General features: G+C 52.0%; 19 protein-coding genes and 1 pseudogene. 10 read left to right on the forward strand and 10 right to left on the reverse strand.

Annotated elements, in window-relative coordinates:
• The first annotated feature begins 43 nt into the window (after positions 1–43).
• Genes HS1genome_RS02475 through HS1genome_RS02485 form a run of 3 tightly spaced genes read left to right on the forward strand, consistent with a single transcriptional unit; the run spans position 44 to position 1,035 of the window.
• Positions 44–340, forward strand: a complete 297-nt coding sequence (locus HS1genome_RS02475) for a ribonuclease P protein component 4 (protein ID WP_126449388.1) — start codon at positions 44–46, stop codon at positions 338–340.
• A complete protein-coding gene (locus HS1genome_RS02480; RefSeq protein ID WP_268243627.1) occupies positions 327–587 on the forward strand; it encodes a YhbY family RNA-binding protein in 261 nt (86 codons plus the stop codon). Before HS1genome_RS02475 ends, HS1genome_RS02480 begins: the two co-directional genes overlap by 14 nt.
• Entirely contained in the window at positions 550–1,035 is a 486-nt protein-coding gene (locus tag HS1genome_RS02485; RefSeq protein ID WP_126449392.1) for a DUF371 domain-containing protein, read from the forward strand. The genes HS1genome_RS02480 and HS1genome_RS02485 overlap by 38 nt, the downstream gene beginning before the upstream one ends.
• Here HS1genome_RS02485 and HS1genome_RS02490 read toward each other — a convergent pair.
• Both HS1genome_RS02490 and HS1genome_RS02495 read right to left on the reverse strand, forming a co-directional pair.
• Positions 916–1,812 carry a class I SAM-dependent methyltransferase gene (locus HS1genome_RS02490; RefSeq protein ID WP_126449393.1) on the reverse strand — a complete coding sequence of 299 codons (897 nt, stop codon included), beginning with the start codon at positions 1,810–1,812 and terminating at the stop codon, positions 916–918. The genes HS1genome_RS02485 and HS1genome_RS02490 overlap by 120 nt on opposite strands.
• Positions 1,813–1,826: 14 nt before the next feature.
• Positions 1,827–2,825 (reverse strand): NAD(P)/FAD-dependent oxidoreductase, encoded by a 999-nt coding sequence (locus HS1genome_RS02495; RefSeq protein WP_126449395.1) that lies wholly within the window; start codon positions 2,823–2,825, stop codon positions 1,827–1,829.
• Between the two features lie 84 nt (positions 2,826–2,909).
• On the opposite strand from HS1genome_RS02495, the gene HS1genome_RS02500 reads away from it, so the two are divergent.
• Positions 2,910–3,272 carry a hypothetical protein gene (locus HS1genome_RS02500; RefSeq protein WP_126449396.1) on the forward strand — a complete coding sequence of 121 codons (363 nt, stop codon included), beginning with the start codon at positions 2,910–2,912 and terminating at the stop codon, positions 3,270–3,272.
• Here HS1genome_RS02500 and HS1genome_RS02505 read toward each other — a convergent pair.
• Entirely contained in the window at positions 3,202–4,296 is a 1,095-nt protein-coding gene (locus tag HS1genome_RS02505; protein WP_126449398.1) for an MFS transporter, read from the reverse strand. The genes HS1genome_RS02500 and HS1genome_RS02505 overlap by 71 nt on opposite strands.
• Before the next feature lie 54 nt (positions 4,297–4,350).
• On the opposite strand from HS1genome_RS02505, the gene HS1genome_RS02510 reads away from it, so the two are divergent.
• The 3 genes from HS1genome_RS02510 to HS1genome_RS02520 are packed head-to-tail and all read left to right on the forward strand — an operon-like array spanning position 4,351 to position 6,338.
• Positions 4,351–5,088 carry an NAD(+)/NADH kinase gene (locus HS1genome_RS02510; protein ID WP_126449400.1) on the forward strand — a complete coding sequence of 246 codons (738 nt, stop codon included), beginning with the start codon at positions 4,351–4,353 and terminating at the stop codon, positions 5,086–5,088.
• Positions 5,085–5,558: an NOB1 family endonuclease gene (locus HS1genome_RS02515; RefSeq protein ID WP_126449401.1), complete on the forward strand. Its 474-nt coding sequence runs from the start codon at positions 5,085–5,087 to the stop codon at positions 5,556–5,558. Before HS1genome_RS02510 ends, HS1genome_RS02515 begins: the two co-directional genes overlap by 4 nt.
• Before the next feature lie 39 nt (positions 5,559–5,597).
• Positions 5,598–6,338 (forward strand): DUF929 domain-containing protein, encoded by a 741-nt coding sequence (locus HS1genome_RS02520; protein ID WP_126449403.1) that lies wholly within the window; start codon positions 5,598–5,600, stop codon positions 6,336–6,338.
• Positions 6,339–6,920: 582 nt separating this feature from the next.
• On the opposite strand, the gene HS1genome_RS02525 is transcribed toward HS1genome_RS02520, so the two are convergent.
• Complete coding sequence (locus HS1genome_RS02525; protein WP_126449405.1) at positions 6,921–8,054, reverse strand: hypothetical protein; 1,134 nt, start codon at positions 8,052–8,054, stop codon at positions 6,921–6,923.
• 455 nt (positions 8,055–8,509) lie between these two features.
• On the opposite strand from HS1genome_RS02525, the gene HS1genome_RS11935 reads away from it, so the two are divergent.
• The gene (locus tag HS1genome_RS11935; protein WP_158613685.1) at positions 8,510–8,680 is read left to right on the forward strand and encodes a hypothetical protein; all 171 of its coding nucleotides are present in this window, start codon (positions 8,510–8,512) and stop codon (positions 8,678–8,680) included.
• Between the two features lie 216 nt (positions 8,681–8,896).
• Here HS1genome_RS11935 and HS1genome_RS02530 read toward each other — a convergent pair whose 3' ends face one another.
• Complete coding sequence (locus tag HS1genome_RS02530) at positions 8,897–9,085, reverse strand: hypothetical protein (RefSeq protein ID WP_126449407.1); 189 nt, start codon at positions 9,083–9,085, stop codon at positions 8,897–8,899.
• 156 nt (positions 9,086–9,241) lie between these two features.
• Between HS1genome_RS02530 and HS1genome_RS12450 the strand changes: the two genes are divergently transcribed.
• Positions 9,242–9,757 carry a hypothetical protein gene (locus tag HS1genome_RS12450; protein ID WP_232018775.1) on the forward strand — a complete coding sequence of 172 codons (516 nt, stop codon included), beginning with the start codon at positions 9,242–9,244 and terminating at the stop codon, positions 9,755–9,757.
• The gene (locus tag HS1genome_RS12455) at positions 9,717–10,346 is read left to right on the forward strand and encodes an RNA-guided endonuclease InsQ/TnpB family protein (protein WP_232018761.1); all 630 of its coding nucleotides are present in this window, start codon (positions 9,717–9,719) and stop codon (positions 10,344–10,346) included. The genes HS1genome_RS12450 and HS1genome_RS12455 overlap by 41 nt, the downstream gene beginning before the upstream one ends.
• A gap of 763 nt (positions 10,347–11,109) precedes the next feature.
• Here HS1genome_RS12455 and HS1genome_RS02540 read toward each other — a convergent pair.
• From HS1genome_RS02540 to HS1genome_RS02560, 5 genes and pseudogenes are all read right to left on the reverse strand, one after another.
• Positions 11,110–12,021, reverse strand: coding sequence for a nucleoside hydrolase (locus HS1genome_RS02540; RefSeq protein ID WP_232018776.1), 912 nt, complete (start codon positions 12,019–12,021; stop codon positions 11,110–11,112).
• Between the two features lie 936 nt (positions 12,022–12,957).
• Positions 12,958–13,107 (reverse strand): annotated as a pseudogene (locus HS1genome_RS12460) (RNA-guided endonuclease TnpB family protein); the annotation flags it as partial.
• 226 nt (positions 13,108–13,333) lie between these two features.
• The gene (locus tag HS1genome_RS02550) at positions 13,334–14,410 is read right to left on the reverse strand and encodes a glycosyltransferase family 4 protein (RefSeq protein WP_269470939.1); all 1,077 of its coding nucleotides are present in this window, start codon (positions 14,408–14,410) and stop codon (positions 13,334–13,336) included.
• 21 nt (positions 14,411–14,431) lie between these two features.
• Positions 14,432–15,028, reverse strand: a complete 597-nt coding sequence (locus HS1genome_RS02555) for an FAD-binding oxidoreductase (protein ID WP_158613687.1) — start codon at positions 15,026–15,028, stop codon at positions 14,432–14,434.
• Positions 14,968–15,297, reverse strand: coding sequence for an FAD-binding protein (locus HS1genome_RS02560; RefSeq protein WP_158613689.1), 330 nt, complete (start codon positions 15,295–15,297; stop codon positions 14,968–14,970). Before HS1genome_RS02560 ends, HS1genome_RS02555 begins: the two co-directional genes overlap by 61 nt.
• Positions 15,298–15,375 lie beyond the last annotated feature (78 nt).

The raw sequence follows: 15,375 nt of genomic DNA on the forward strand, positions 1-15,375 counted from the left end.
TTTCGACTTCAACGATTAAAAGCTTCTGAGGAGCATGTAAGGCATGAGCGAGCTCAGGGAGAGGGCCGAGGAACTAATGGTAGAGGCCGTCAAGCTTGCCCGCTCTGGAGAAGTCGAGCTCTCGAGAAAGTATGTGAGGCTGGCCCTAACCTACGTCGCGAAGGGGAGAGTTCGTTTACCTAGAGAAATGAGAAGGAGCTACTGTAGAAGGTGCTTCTCACCTCTCGTTCTTGGACTGACTGAGTCTAGGAGGGTAAAGAGGAAGACCTTAATACGTAGGTGTCTCCTCTGTGGGTGGGTGAGGAGGTATAGACTTCGAGGACAAACTGAAGAGAGTTAGGAAAGAAGGAGCGAAGGTGAGCGTCGGAAAGAGGGGGCTGACGGAAGGAAGCCTCAACGAGATCTCCAAGAGGTTGAAGAGGGAAGGAATACTCAAGGTGAGGATGAGGGTGGCAGTGGAGGATAGAGAGCGGTTCGCAGTCGATGCGTCTAGGAGACTCGGGGCTAAGTTATTGGAGGTGAGGGGGAACACGTTCATAGTGGTGAGGGATGAAGCTTCAACTGGTAGAGGGAAGGGGTCATCCTAACGTCAGGGCAACTCACAGGACCACCTTCGAGCTCACGAGGGAATCTCACCTAACCCCCCGCGGGGACTGCATTATCGCGGTCTCGGCCGACAAGGCCGCCGCCGACCTCGACAGGTCATTCGTTCAGGAGTTAAGGGGCGGTTGGATCTGGATCGGTTTGGTGGTGGGATCGAGGGTGGAAGTGGTGAAAGCCAGGGGGAGTATCGACATCACCTCCTCGAACAAGGTGAAGTTGATAGTGAGGAGGTCCACCTTCATTGAGCCCGCCACTGTGGGGGTCTCGGCCGACAAGGCCGCCGCCGACCTCGACAGGTCATTCGTTCAGGAGTTAAGGGGCGGAAAGAGACTGGTGGCCCTCCTTGCTGCATCCCAGAGGGCCTTGGAATATCGAGAGTTCCTTGGAGTACTCGTTGATCACTTTCCACCCCTTGGGGGGACTCTCGGCTAAGGCCAAGCCAATCACAGACTTGCAGACCCTGCAAATCTCTTCCTCGAACTCCCATAGGGAGGTGGGATTGTCGGCTACACACTTCTCGAACGCCCCGTCTCTGAAGGGTAAACTGTGGCCGTCGTACCTGATCACGTCCACCTTGTGTAATAGTTTGTTGAGTTTCGCGTTCCACAGGGCCCACTTCACCGCCTCTGGGTTGAGGTCGCCCGCTACGACCTGTGTTCCCTCTCTTGCAAGGTGGAGGGAGGTGGCTCCGTAACCGGCGAAGACGTCTAAAACCCTCCCTCCCTTCAGGTTCCTTCCCATCTCCGCTCGAACCTGAGCCATAGAGGGGTCCACGAACACCTCCCTCAGATCGACTTGGAAGGTGAGACCGTTCTCCCTAAACTTGACCACGGAGTTGTCCTCACCCCACACCAGTCTCAATTTGTTCACCCTGTACTCACCCTCCACTTTCTCCTTGAGAAAGACGCTCTTCACCCTCCTGTTGGTAGCGGCTATGAACTTAGCCACATTCTCGAGGTCGATTCCCTCTCTGTGTTTTATCACTGCCGCGTGCCCTACTACGTAGTACCCCCTCACACCGGGGAACAGCGAACTGAGTCTCCTGTTCTCCCTTTGAGGCGGACTGCACTCCACTACCTGTCCGAAAGGCTCACTCACCGGAACGTAAATGTAGTCCCCCTCAACGAATGGGAGGAACTTCGCCTCCCTTTTGAGCCTCCCCTTCACATTCTCGTAGTCTCTTCTGCTAACCTTGGCGCAGAGCGTCACCTATCCGGCACCGCTCACTTCTTGAACTTATCCATCTCGGAGCTGTGTCCGCCGAAAGTAGATGCGCTGGGATCTATGTATTTTTTAGCTACGCTAGTCGCTATTACCGCCTGTCCAAAGCCTACCGCTATTATGGCTAATTTCGGAGTGTCTGGCTGTGATACGATGTCCCCTACGGCGTATACTCCAGGCAAGTTAGTTTCCATCCTGGAGTTGACCAGTACCTCCCTACCCCTCATTGCTATCCCCCACTTCGGCATGTTTCCCAGATCTCCCTTGTATCCTATGCTTATGACCACCGCGTCTAAGTCCAACACCTCCTCTTCCTTAGTCCTGTTGTCGAAGATGATCGCTTGAGTTACCTTATTTCCATCTCCCCGAACCTCCTTGAGCTCGTGCCAAGTCTTCACCTGGGCCACCCTGTAGAGCTGTTTGACGTTGCTCTCCAAGGCCCTGAACTGGTCCCTCCTATGTATCAAGGTGACCGACTTCGCCACTGGAGCCAACATAAGCGCCCAATCCACGGCCGCGTCACCTCCGCCCACCACCATCACACGCTTACCAGTGAAGTCGCTCTTTCGCCTCACAGCGTAATACACACCCCTATTCTCGTACTGTTCTTCTCCCTTAGCTCCAAGTCTACTGGGAGCCAGCCTACCCAGTCCCACCGCTATCGCCACTGTCTTCGTCTTAGCCTTATACCCCGTGTTGGTCTCCACCGACCACGTCTTATCTTCGTTCTGTCTTATCCAGTCCACGTATTCCTTCATCCTGACGTCTGGACCGAAGGTTTTCATCTGTTCAGCTAACTTTTGAGCGAGCTCGTACGCTGATATGGCGGGGTAGCCTCCTACGTCGTAGATTATCTTTTCAGGGTAAAGAGACACTAACTGTCCTCCGAGTTCGTCTTGGGCGTCCACCGTAAGGACCCTCATGTCCCTCAGCCCCGCGTAGAAGGTAGTGAACATACCAACTGGTCCTCCGCCTATGACTACCATGTCGTACTCTGACATGAGCTCAACCGGGCTCAGCTTGTTTAAAGACATTTAAATCTTTGCTCTTCAATAATCTTTTATTCGCTTAGAGCTAGGAAGCCCGTGGGCTCCCTGTTGTTCCTCTTGGCTCTCCTGCCCCTACCGATCCTGAGCTACGCTTGGGGTGCCACTTACAGGAAGCTTACACGCGGCGCGATGGAGTACGTGGGAGAAAACTTCAACGAGGTCCTCCTCACTATAGCCCCGAGGAAGTCAGTCAAAGTGGGAGTGGAGGGTAGGTGTGCCATAGTGGTGGAGGGTGCAAACAGCTGGGTCACCATAAGGCTAAACGGAGGTCCGAGGGAGAAGGTTTTCAAGCTCAGGTTACTCAATTTCACTGGGGAGCTCGAATTGATCAACGAAAGTTTCGCCCTGCCGTGTTCCTTGAGACTAAGGAGTACAGGGCCAATAAGGAGAGGGGAATGAGTCCTAGTAAGGCCATCGCTATCCACATTTCGAACCCGAAGAGCGGTGCCACGGCGGACAAGTAAATGCCGCATAACATGTTGAGAGAGTTGACCTCGGCGAGGCTAATGGAGGCGTTAGTGTAGCCTACCACAGTGGCTGCCCTAGCGTACATTACAGTTATGGCAAGCTCGTTGAACATGCCAACTAAAAAGAGTCCTACGGCCAGGTTGAGGTAAAGCAAGGCCAGGGAGGCCAGGGAGAGCACCGACGGTACTATCAAAGCTAAGAGTCCTCTGACCCTGTCCCCTACGAAAGCTATAGCTCCGCCCAAGGCCGCCGACACCAGCAGTAGACTGGACAGGGAGGAGGCGTACTCCAGGGACACGTCGTCGAAGTGGAACGCGAAGGTGGGAAAGAGGTTTCCTACTGCGAAGTAGGCTCCCCAAACTCCCGAGGTTGCCAGTCCCAGCAGTAACACTCTCGCGTCCCTGATCGTACTCCACTTTCCCATTGGGTTTGGGAGAGAAGAGGTGAGGGTGACCAAACCCAGGGCCAATGTCACCAAACCAAGTACAGCGACGGGAAACCTCCAACCCAGTCGGAGCTCAACTTCGCCGTAAGCGAACGCTAATATACCTCCCACGGAGAAGAGGGCGTTGTACACCCCCAGAACTGTGGAGGCCCTCGAGTTAAGGAAGGCTAGCATTCCTCCTCCAGAGGAAAAGAACATGGAGGCCCCTATTCCCACTATAGCGTATGCCACCAGGAGCTGAGGGAAGTTCCCTGCTCTAGAGACCACTACGTTGCCCAGCCCCATAATCACCAAGCCCAACCCCATGGTCCTCTTCATGCCCAATTTGGTTGAGAGGAAAGCCGATGGGAGCTGCATGCTTCCTGCTCCTAGGAAGAAAGATGTGGGTACCAGTCCGGAGAGGGAGAGTGGAAACCCTAGCTCTTGGGAGAGGAGTGGAAGTACTGGGGAGAGGTAAAACCAGGACATGGCGTAGAACACACGAGATAGCAGTACCAGCCAACCTTTCACGATGTCGGGAAAGGGAGTTGAAGCTTAAATCTTTCGGGAGGAAGGTGGGACTGAATGAGGGTCAGGGTAGTATCTAAGCCATCAACTGAGTTGAAGCCTCTGTTGGCCAAAGTCGAGGCCTCGTTAAGGGCACACGGGGTAGATGTGGAGGAAAGGGACTTCGACGCGGTGGTGGCCGTGGGGGGAGACGGGACGCTGTTGAGGGCAGTTGCCCTGGGGAGGCCAATCATAGCCGTGAGGGCTGGAAAGAGGGGGCTACTCATGGACGTCCCCCCTGAGAGATTCGAAGAGGTGGTGGAGAGGTTGAAGAAGGGGGACTTCAGGGAGGAAAACTATAGAACCCTCGAGCTCGACCTGTTTGGGAAAACTTACAGGGCCTTCAACGACGTTGCTCTACTGACCGACGGAGTTGGAACAGCTACCTTCAAGGTTAGCTGTGGGACCGAGTTCTCGTTCGATGGAGACGGACTCATTGTAGCTACCCCACAGGGAAGTACAGGGTGGTCGCTATCGGCTGCAGGACCGTATGTGGATAGGTCGGTCATGGGAACCGTAGTGACCCTCATAAACCCAGTTCTCACACCAATGAGGTCCCTAGTAGTGAATTACCCCACAGTGAGAGTCTCGGTACTTCCCTCCGGAGAGGAGCCTCACATTAACGTTGTAATAGACGGCAACAAGGTAGGGAAGCTCGAGGGAGAGATCGAGGTAAAGACTAACGGTCGACCTGTCACAATATACCGTTTCTTCGATTTCGATCCAGTTAAGCTAATACTGAGGAAGGATCCTTGACAGAAAGAGTGGTTTTCGACACTTCACCTTTCATCGCGGGGTTAGCTAACCTCTTTCCTCGGGTGTACACTACTCCCCTCGTGTTGAGGGAAGTGAGGGACGCCACATCTGTTCACTTGTTGGAGCTCGCGGTAGCGTCAGGAAAGGTGGTGATCACTTCACCCTCAGAACGCAGCCTCTCCACCGTGAGGGTGAAGTCGAAGTCGCTCGGCGAGTTCACTCTTTCCGAGACCGACGTATCTGTAGCTGCCTTGGCTGTCGAGTTGAAACCGACGGTGACCTTCACCGACGACTACTCTCTCCAGAATTTACTCAAGGCGATGGGACTGCCGTTCAGGTCGATTAGAACCACTGGGATAACAGAGACTAGAAAGTTCGTGTATGTGTGCGAGGACTGTGGAGCACCTCACAGGAGTTGGAGGGCCAACTGTGAAAGGTGCGGAGGAAAAGTGCGGAAGGTTAAGATCTGATCTGGAAAAATTATTTAGTGTAGACGAATAGGTTCGCTCATGGCCAGGAAGAAGAGGGACTCTCCCTCAAAGGCGATCTACGTTCCGTTCGGGGTTCTCGCCGCAGTGATAGTGGCCTTCGTCGTGCTGGGCTCCGTTCCTCACGCTCCACTTCAAGCTGTAACTGGACAGTTCTTCAAGGTGGGCAAGGGCCACTCTTCTAAGGTAGAGGTTTACTTTGTTTCTTGGATAGGGTGCCCAATAGGAGCCTCGTTAAGTTGGCCATTAGACGAGGCATTAGGAGGACATTTGTTCGTCTCGTTGCACTACTCCGATCCATCTGATATACAAATACCTGGGCTGATCTTCCTATCGGGTAACAATTCTAACGTCACCTTCTACCCGATCTACGTCTACAACGAGTACCTTAACGCTTCGCCCTCAGGTCAGCCAGTAACAGGGAACAGGATCGACTTCGGGCTTAACGTTTTGAGGCAACAAGTCCCTCCGTGGGTTTACGACCTTGTAGTCAAGTACGACGTCAATACGACCTTCAACTTGAGCGGGAAGGTGGAGTCCTTGGCAGACTACGGTGACCACCTCACCACTGTAGTAATAATCACCGGACCCAATGGAACGTGGATGCTTTTAGGAGGGCTCACTTCTGTCAATGCCTACTTCCCTCAGCTCTCCAAGATGACCCCACAGGAACTGTATCAGGACCTCCAGCAAGGGGAACTCCCTCCAGTCTTACAGCAGGCAGAGCAACAGATCTTGCAGGTGATAGCTGAGGCAAGTTGAGCGTTTACAAAAGACCGTGAGCTTCGCTTTTAGGGAGAGCATAACTAGTGAACTTTCACCCCGGACACTAAAGGTCCCTCTTCGGGGTGAGGCAATTCACAGCCTACAAGTTTTATCAGATTCGTGATTTCCATGCAAGAGCTCACGTCCTCTCAGCAAGGGAGACTTGTACTGGCCTTCACGTGACCGACGCCTCCTTGTCCTGAAAGGGTTCCTCCTAAGGGATGTTTGTTCCACAGTCGGTTCTGGGTCATATTTATCGAGGGGGCAGTCGGGTGGCTCAGAAGGTCACCCTCGTCTGAATAGAGGGGACTTTCCTCCCTGAGTTTTAGTCCCTTTGAGGAGAGGAAAGAGATTGATGCTAGTTTCTCCCTCGATCCCGTTGAGCCCACAGTAGAGCTCTGAAGGAGCGTAGTTAGCTTAAGTGATAGACGTTATGAAAAGAAAGACTCAAACTTCGTCCGTGAGGGTGTATTCATATAGCCTACGAGGCTTTCCGTCCCCATTTTTTGTAATTCCCAAGGGAACTTTAAATCGACTAGGGGGGTTCGCCGTCCGAGTTGAGATTGAAATGTTCTCCCCTCAGGGACTTAGGACCTTAAATGAGTCCCTCTCTAGTTCAACCTTCATCTCTGCTAGTATCTTTGGGCACTCTCCTGAGGCACACTTGTCCAACGGAGGAGCCTTCCTGTCGGTCACTGCCACAAACTTGCTACCTCCGTACCTGGACACCAACTCCGCTAGCGTCGAGTTCAGAGTCTGGTAATTGAGCAGTACGTACACAGAGTTGAGCTCGTAGAACCTGCCATCTTCCTTAAGTTTCCTGAAACCTTCCACATTGTTCCACGCTTCCTTTACTTTAGTTTCTGCCTCGACCCTGAATTGAGGAGCTATAACGAAGTAAGGGAAAATGATCACGTCTGCTCTTTCTGGAAGAGAGTCGGTCGCATTTATCGCGGACCTGACCTGGTCAGTGACCCTCAGCATCGTCCTCATGTGCCTTACGGAGCTCTCCCTGTCGAAGAGTTTGTCGTTGTCCACCTTCCTGTGGAACTCCTCGTACTCGTCAGCGAAGGCCTGTACCACCTCCTCCGTTCTACTCCACATTTTGTCGTAAACCGTTACCTTACTGGGCTCGGCGCCCCAGAGGGCACTGTTTCTGTTGTATACTTGTCCAGTGAGGGCCGGCGTGGCTATCAGGACGCTCTTTCCTTTGATGAGTTGAGAGAGTTCCTGCAGTCTTTCAGACAACCTGAATCTGTCTCCAGCGGTGGCGGCCATGGGGTGTGCGGCGATACCGGGCAGGATCCCCTCTTCGGGGTCGACGTATGAGTAGTAGGTTATCCAGTAGTGCTTGAGGATTAGGTCCTTAGGGAACCACTGAGAGTAAATTGGCTCACCGTGCTGGGCAGCTTCGCTTATCCTGTCCAGCAACAGTTGGTAGGCCTTCTCGGGGTCCTTGAACTTACCGGTTAGTCTCCCAAAGTGAACAAAAATGGGTTCTCCCACTTTAGGACTGAGGTAGGAGAGTCCATACCCTGTGGCCAGGTCTGAGAGCGTCCCGTCCATGACTGACCTCAGGACCGCTCTCATTTCCTCTGGGAGGGAATTAACGTGATATATCTTTTGTTCCCCCCTACGGAAGAAAAGTGCCATGGACGAGACTAGGTGAACTACATTATATATTCTAGGATATATTCTAGGTCGAGGGTTCACGGAGCTGTCCTTCCTCCCGAAAGGGATCTTCTACCCCTTAGTCCATATTAAAATAAAAGTTGAGGACTAACGAACTTATTACTAATAGTATATTGAAAATAAATTTTTGATTTAATTCTCTCGCTCTGAATAAGAAAACAAAATCTCTCTATCAGTCGTTCTCCAAGTCGGTTTCAGGACAGTAGGAACTGATTAGGGGCTGAGAGGGTGTAGAATACCCTTCATAGACGATGAACTTCCACAGCGATATGGGTTGTGCCGGAAAGGGTGAGAGAAGGGGAGATGCTAGCCCAAGCCGTTGAACTCTAAGGGGCCCCATGACCCAGCTACCATTAAGTTCGGTAAGTGGTTGAGGGCTAAGTCCCCCACCTTCTTCGCGATCGAACGTGAAACGAGCGAAAGGAGAGTGTAGGGGCAAATGTACGAATTTTCCGCCAGCATTCGAGGTGATCCCCTTGTCCGAAGGGGAGTTCCTCAGGATCACGGAGAAGAACAACCCAATCGTCTGGGACGTTGAGGGGAGGGCGGTGGTATTGAGAGACGACCTCGGGCCGTGTAGGAAACGTCCAGAGTTGAAGTGTGTGGAGGATAATGGAGTCGAGGGTCTCGAATCTTGTCAGTACTAGGTTCCCCCTCCTTGGAGTTAAGGCTTCAGATACTCCCGTACTGGGGTATAGGTTCAGTTCCCCCTCGAGACTGTGATGTAGCGGTTTAAGGAAATCCGTATATTTCCTTCTGCCTCAACCGTTAAACTTCCTTACGTTGAAATGGAATAGCCGTATGTTGGTGATTCCGTAAAGTCCATGTCAGTAGAGGTAGAGGAGGAAGGTAGGATACCATACCTAAACCGTTCTGGACACTCCTATCACCTCACCTTCGAAGTGGGCCCAGTGCCCGCCCACACGTTCAGCCAACTCTACTGCGATTACGCCGTGCTCCGCCTTGACCCTCGCCTTAGCCCTTATCCTCGAAGCTTCCTCTAACAACTCCTCAGGGGTTAAAGGGATGTCAATCACTGGCCTGTTCTTCATCAGGAAGTGAGCGTATTCTTCCAAAAGAATCTAATTGTACTCTTCCAGTGATTGTTCCACAAGACACTTCATCTTTCTCGCCAGAGACCCCGTCCGTGAGGGCGGGGAGTGTAAATATAAATACCAAAACAGACATAAAAAGATTTGGGATGTTCCTTGAAATCCGAAGTTAAGATATCTATAAAAGGAAAAATTTTGAATCCTAATAAAGAGAAGAGGCGTAAGCTAAACGTAGCCCTAGAGAGATACTTGAAGGCTGTTAAATTCTTCGTCTCCTTTAAGATAAGGGATAAGGAACTCCTTCAACAGAAAGCATACAAAGAGGCTAGAAGGAGGTTTGGTCTATCTTCCACACTTACACTAACAGCGAGAGATAAGGCAGTAGAAAATGTTAAGGCTAGCAAAGGAAGAGAGTTTCACATAAACCGTACATCCATACGGGTGAACTACCGTGCGTTCAAGCTCGTGAAGAGGGACACTAAATTAACACCTTACTGGTTGTACCTACAATTGGACGGTGAAGGGGTTTGGTACCCAATACAGTTAGGAGAGAGACAAGGCAAGTTAATGAACGACGCACTCAACGATAACAGCGAGTGGTCTACACAACAAGTTGAACTCGTAAAGGGAGATGGAGAATGGTACGCTTATTCTAGAAAAACCGTTCGTTAAATATGAGCCAGTAACGCCTATAGGTATTGACCTAGGTGAAAGAAACTTAGCTACAGTAGTTGCGTTAGTTAATGAAAAACCTACAAAAGGCACTTTCTTCGAAGGGTCAAGGATTAAGGAAATTAGGCACGAGTACTTCAACATAAGGAAGAAGCTCCAGGAAAAGAAGAGGCTTGACGTAGTGAAGAGGCTAAGAGGGAAGGAAAGAAGAATGGTAAATCATGAGCTTCACGTTATCTCCAAGAAGGTCGTCGATTACGCTAAAAAGTTCCCTTCCCCAGTGATAGTCGTGGAGAAGCTCACAGGAATTAGGGAGAAATTCAAGGAGAGCAAGAAACTCGATAGGAGATTTCACTCGTTGCCGTTTAGAAGGCTACAGAGCATGATAGAGTACAAAGCGAAGATCAACGGTATAAAAGTGGTATACATTAACCCTAGAAATACTTCAAGAACTTGTCACAGATGTGGGCACGTTGCCCGCACGGACGGAAGGGAATACAGACGTAAGTGCGGTGTGGTACGTAACCGCGACTTGAACGCGTCGATCAACGTAGCCCGTGCCTCAACGAGAGGTACGGGTCGGGGGTAGGTAAACAACCCGAAGGGGGATGAAGGTGAACCGCGAAGGGTACCGGAAACCCCGAAGCCCCGTCCGTGAGGGCGGGGTAGTTTACCTAACAGGTTATTTAACATTGTCGAGGTCGCGAGCCCCAAAAGGGCGGAGTTTCCTGCTTCCCAGCTCTGTCCTGTTGTCATGGTGGAGCGCTGAACTCCACACCGATAATTGCTCCCACCTCCCGATCTCCTCAGGACGTTACGACAAATGTCCTTAATTCCCGTCCTAGAGCCAACTTCGAGCCAGACTGGAGAGCGAATCCAAGAAGTTTTCGCCCTAGCACCGACCTCATCTCCCTCTACTGACAAGGACTTTACGGAATCGCCTATCTCTTTGGCTAAGTCTAAGACGTTCCCCTCCACGTTTCTCACCGAGAAGAGCCCGGGGAACTTGGAAAGAGAACCTCCCTCTTGACAAGACTAACAGCTAGCCTCACCCCTAAAGGGTGAGAAGGAGGTCAGCTCCACTAAGCCACTCGAATTCAATTCACTAGGCTTTACTCCAGGCACCATTTGTCGGTTTCCGTGGAAAAGCGTCGAGAAATGGACACGTATAGGCTATACGAATAAGGACGATAGATCTAAAATGTACTCAGCTCGGCTATCGGAGCCGAAGGTTAGGAAGAACTGGAGCGCTTTCGGAGTCGCGAAACCCTCACGCAGGAGGGGGGCGACGTCCTCTTCCATCTAGCGCCACTTGAGGAGTCCCATCAACATCTCCACGAACCTCTCGTAATCTACACTGTAAACCACTTCCACCTCTCCCCGATTTGCTTTACTTCACCCATGAAGTACCCTCTCACGTGGCCCGGACTGGAGTAGTCGATAACTGTGGCTCCCCGCGTAAGGCAGTCACAGTTCTCCACATCTACTCTCTCTCTCCTGACGTCAGTTGCAACTGACCTATCTATCGCAACTGCTGTAGTTAGGACGTCCGGATGAGGGTGTCCTCTCATTCCTTGCCTCTTGGTGGCGAATTCCCTGTAGTGCTTGTAGGACTCCACGTAGTACCTGGCCATCCTGGTGTTCATGGACTGGATCCTGGCCCAAGTGGACTCGTCGATAGCGTTACTAACTGCGACCTCCCACGGTAACATGATCAACTTCGCCCCGCTGTTGAGCACCACCTTCGCCGCATCTGGGTCAACCCAGAAGTTGTACTCGGCCACAGGAGTTATGTTCCCTCTACCGTAGATTGTCCCTCCCATAATGTAAATCGCCTTGAGTCTCTCAACTAACCTCTTGTCCTTGAGGATCGCCATGGCCAGGTTGGTGAGGGGGGAAATGGCCATGACCTCGAGTTCCCCCGCATATCTCTCCGAAAGTTCGATCATGGCGTCTACAGCGTGCTTGGGACTAGGCTTGGCCTTGCTCGGTGCCAATCTCTCCTGGCCTATCCCGCCCTTCCCGTGGACGTCCTCCACAGTCACGAAGGACTTAATCAGCGGCCGCTCCGTCCCCACGAAGACTGGAGTATCGACTCCAGCGAACTCCACGGCCCAGAGGGCATTGTTGATCTCTTGATGGAAAGATATGTTACCCTCCACCACTGTTAGCCCAACTACTTCCGCCCCGTACCTGAGCAGTAGGAGAAAGCTTGTGATGTCGTCCTCCGCGGTATCGCAATCAATAATGAACTTACGCGCCACGATAGAGAGTCAGTTTCTGACTCTTAAAAGGAGTGTGGGTGGTTGGGGACTTCCTGAAGGAGTTAGGCACCTAATTTGGCTGGACGTTAAGGAATACTCAACGATCTCGAGAACCAGCTCAATCGAATTACCCCCGCCCTCACTGGAGGGAATCTCGAGGTCCGTCTCTCGGAGAGAAACTGATCCCTCTTAACCTTTGGAGGAGGTTCCGTCGAACCGTCCTGTGATGCCTCTATAGGAAGTTCCAGGGCTAGCCCTCCAGTGGCGCTAACTCTAGTCCAGAGAGTACGGCCATACACTGTCTGTGGAGGGTTAGGTTGCTCTCGTCTTCGGCTATGAAGGACTTTTCGCGAGTGATGTACCCCTCGCTGAAGGGAACTTTCGCCCCTCGACACCCCGTTAAGATAAAAGTCACATAAAATACTACAACCTCCCTTTAGCTATCTACCTAATGGGCCTCTCAAATGTTAGACGGTAACAAGGTCTACATGTTATTCTCATGACTCAGTTTCACGTGTCCCACGAGGATCCTTGAAGTGGAGAGTTACCGGAACTGATATCAGTCGTTGAGAGTGTGTCTTTTATCAAGACTCTCCAAATTCCCCTCCTAGTCAACGGCAGGATAAGGTGAATTTGGAGAAACGGCCCTAGTAAAGGGAAGCTCTCCTGCTAAAGGTGTAGGAGGTCTTCTCGCTGAAGACCTTCTATCTACCTTCCTTCCCGCCATAGAGGGTTCCCTTTCAAGGGATCGTCTTTCTTTCCTCGTTTGGGTTTACGTCTATTGGTGAGTGGTAGTGTGGCTCAGGAAATCACCTCCATTCGAATAGAGCGGGACGTTAGTCGTTGAGCTCTAGTCCCGGCAGAGAGGGAGAAGCTAGTTACTCCCCCCTCAGTCCCATTAACCCCTCAGTAGAGCTGGGGAGAGGGGTTCGGGCTTCATTGAATTTTCATGAAATTGTATCCAATTCTCAGCCCTTGGGCTTCACCGGAGTCGCGGGGCATTGCCCCGTTCATCCCTCTCCGTCCCTTTAGCGGGGTAACCCCAACCCACACCCGTTCATGGATGTGGGGAAACCCGCACATCTCGTGTAACATCTTGCTACCTTTCGGGAAAATTCATCCACATGTGGTAGCAAGCTTTCAAAATACTTTGGGCATAAGGTATATAAATTTCACGATTTATTGGTAACTGTTAGCGACGGCGTAGTCGGCGTCGCTGATAGATGTAAATCTAGTACAAGATAACCATCCGTCCTCACTCTCGACTCCCATCTTTCCTCTGTAACCCTCAAAGACCGATCTCGCCACTACATTAGCTCTCCAACTCGCCGTAGAGAGCCCTGACCCTTTTAGCGACGGCCTCCCACTTCCACTCCAACGCCTTCTTAGCGTTGTTCTCACCCATCTCAGCTACCAGCCTCTCGTTGTGAAGGAGTTTGCTAGCGGCTTCGGCAAGTTCAGTCGGGTCCGAGACCACGAAACCGTTCTCAGGGCCTACTAAGTAAGGCAGGGCGGCCTTGTTGCTAACTATGACTGGTTTTCCTCTGGCCATGGCCTCTTTTATCGCAAGGCCGTCTGCCTCCACCTCCGAGGTTAGGACAACCGCTAACGACGAATCTATTAGGGTGTACTTTGTTCTCTGATCCACGTCTATAACGAACTTCACCCTCTCCGCAAGACCTAGCTCACTGGCCCTCCTCTTCAAGGACTGCAGGTACTCCCGATCTTGCACCTGCCCCGCCACTACGAGCTCGACCTCTGGTAAGTGCTGGAGCGCCTCGATCGCCACGTCCTGTCTCTTGGCTCTGTATATTCTCGCCAAGAAGAGAAGGTACGGCCTAGAAGTGGATGTTCTCTCCCTGGGGAAGGTGAAGGCCTCGTCCTCTACGCCGTTGGGGATCACTCTTATCTTGTAGGAAGGGACACCTCGTCTCACCATTTCTTCCTTTTCCCAATCGCTCACAGCTATCACAACCTTAACGCCCCTCATCATGAGTCGAGCGGCCAGTGTAGCTCCCCTTCCGCGATCTATTGTCAGTGAATGGTGAGGTGTAAAGACCACCTTCCTCAGCCCGAGAGTAAGGACGAACGTAGTGTAGAGGTTCCAAGTACTTCTCAACTTCCCGAGGTTGTGAAGGTGAACTATTGGGTCGGAGGTCCGCCAGATCCTGTTCCTCCTTATCACCTTTATTCCCTCGATCTCGTCAACTCGAGGGAGGCTCCTCCTACTCTCGTAGGTGTCTCTCGTAGTGTGAACTGTGACTTGATCCCCCATCCTCACCAGCCATTTAGAGAGGTTGTAGACGTGAACCTCAGTTCCCCCCTCACGGGTATAAAGAGGGGAGTGACCATGCTCACTCTCATTGTATTCAGAGTAAGTGGTTGCCAGTTAAAGGGTTCAGCCGTTCGGCTAAACGAGGCTCCTCCTGAAGTCGAGGAATGCCTTTAACAGCCTCCATGCAGCTGGCAGTTCACCTTTCCCTAGCACACTCCCGAACTTGGAGAGCTCCTCCCTATTGGAGGAGTACACCTTGGCCACGTGAGTCCCGAGGACGGTGTAAGCGTATGTGGGTTTGAGTTCAACGGCGAGCCTATAGAACATCGGCTCGATGAATTTAGACTCCACCAGGTAGGAGTCGGAGTCGTTCTCCCTAACTACGTCCAGACCTTCCTCGGCTCGAGGACTCACCTTCCTATCGTACGAAGCGTGCACTGTTACTACTCCATCGTACACTACTAGAACTGAGAGTGGACCGTTGGAGGAGAGTTTCTTGAGAGTCTCCAAGTACTGTGCCTCCCCGTCAACTTCCACTGTGAGTGAGTAGACGTGAGAAGGCCTTCGGTAAAGCTTGAGTCTAGCTCTGGATATGGCACCGATCAGGCCCTTGGATCCAGCAAGTCCTCTCCACTTCACCAGCCCAATCCCCGTCACTCCTCTCACCCATATCAAGGACTGAGAAGGCCTACCGTACTTGGTGGAGAGCGGACCGGGTTCGTTAGAGGCCAACAGTCCCCCAAGGAGCCGTCATAAACTGAGGGAAAGAGCAAATCCTCCTGCGCCGCCACTTCTCTAATGTCGGGGACCAGGACCCCCGCCTCGGCCTCCACCTCGTCCCCCCTCACCTCGAAGGACTTCATAGCCCTTGTGGTTATGGCCACTTCCGCCTCCTTCAACTTGGAGTGGGCCCCTGTTCCGTAAACAGCAATCTTCCTACCGTAGCTAGACCTGAAGACTCGAACCAGCTCTTCTTCGTCGGTGGGGGACAGCACCTTCACGTTTTGGAACATTGTGCTGAAGAACTTATAAGGGAGGGGGCTCTGCGGCTCGACGACGAAGGAGTATCTAAGGTATGC

Source organism: Sulfodiicoccus acidiphilus (genome assembly GCF_003967175.1).
Classification (GTDB): domain Archaea; phylum Thermoproteota; class Thermoprotei_A; order Sulfolobales; family Sulfolobaceae; genus Sulfodiicoccus; species Sulfodiicoccus acidiphilus.

Excerpts from the sequence above, each read along its gene's own strand:
- HS1genome_RS02475 (WP_126449388.1), top strand. The coding sequence starts at position 44 with ATGAGCGAGCTCAGGGAGAGGGCCGAGGAACTAATGGTAGAGGCCGTC.
- HS1genome_RS02485 (WP_126449392.1), top strand. The coding sequence starts at position 550 with ATGAAGCTTCAACTGGTAGAGGGAAGGGGTCATCCTAACGTCAGGGCA.
- HS1genome_RS02495 (WP_126449395.1), bottom strand. The coding sequence starts at position 2,825 with ATGTCAGAGTACGACATGGTAGTCATAGGCGGAGGACCAGTTGGTATG.
- HS1genome_RS02510 (WP_126449400.1), top strand. The coding sequence starts at position 4,351 with ATGAGGGTCAGGGTAGTATCTAAGCCATCAACTGAGTTGAAGCCTCTG.
- HS1genome_RS02520 (WP_126449403.1), top strand. The coding sequence starts at position 5,598 with ATGGCCAGGAAGAAGAGGGACTCTCCCTCAAAGGCGATCTACGTTCCG.
- HS1genome_RS02530 (WP_126449407.1), bottom strand. The coding sequence starts at position 9,085 with ATGAAGAACAGGCCAGTGATTGACATCCCTTTAACCCCTGAGGAGTTG.
- HS1genome_RS12455 (WP_232018761.1), top strand. The coding sequence starts at position 9,717 with ATGGAGAATGGTACGCTTATTCTAGAAAAACCGTTCGTTAAATATGAG.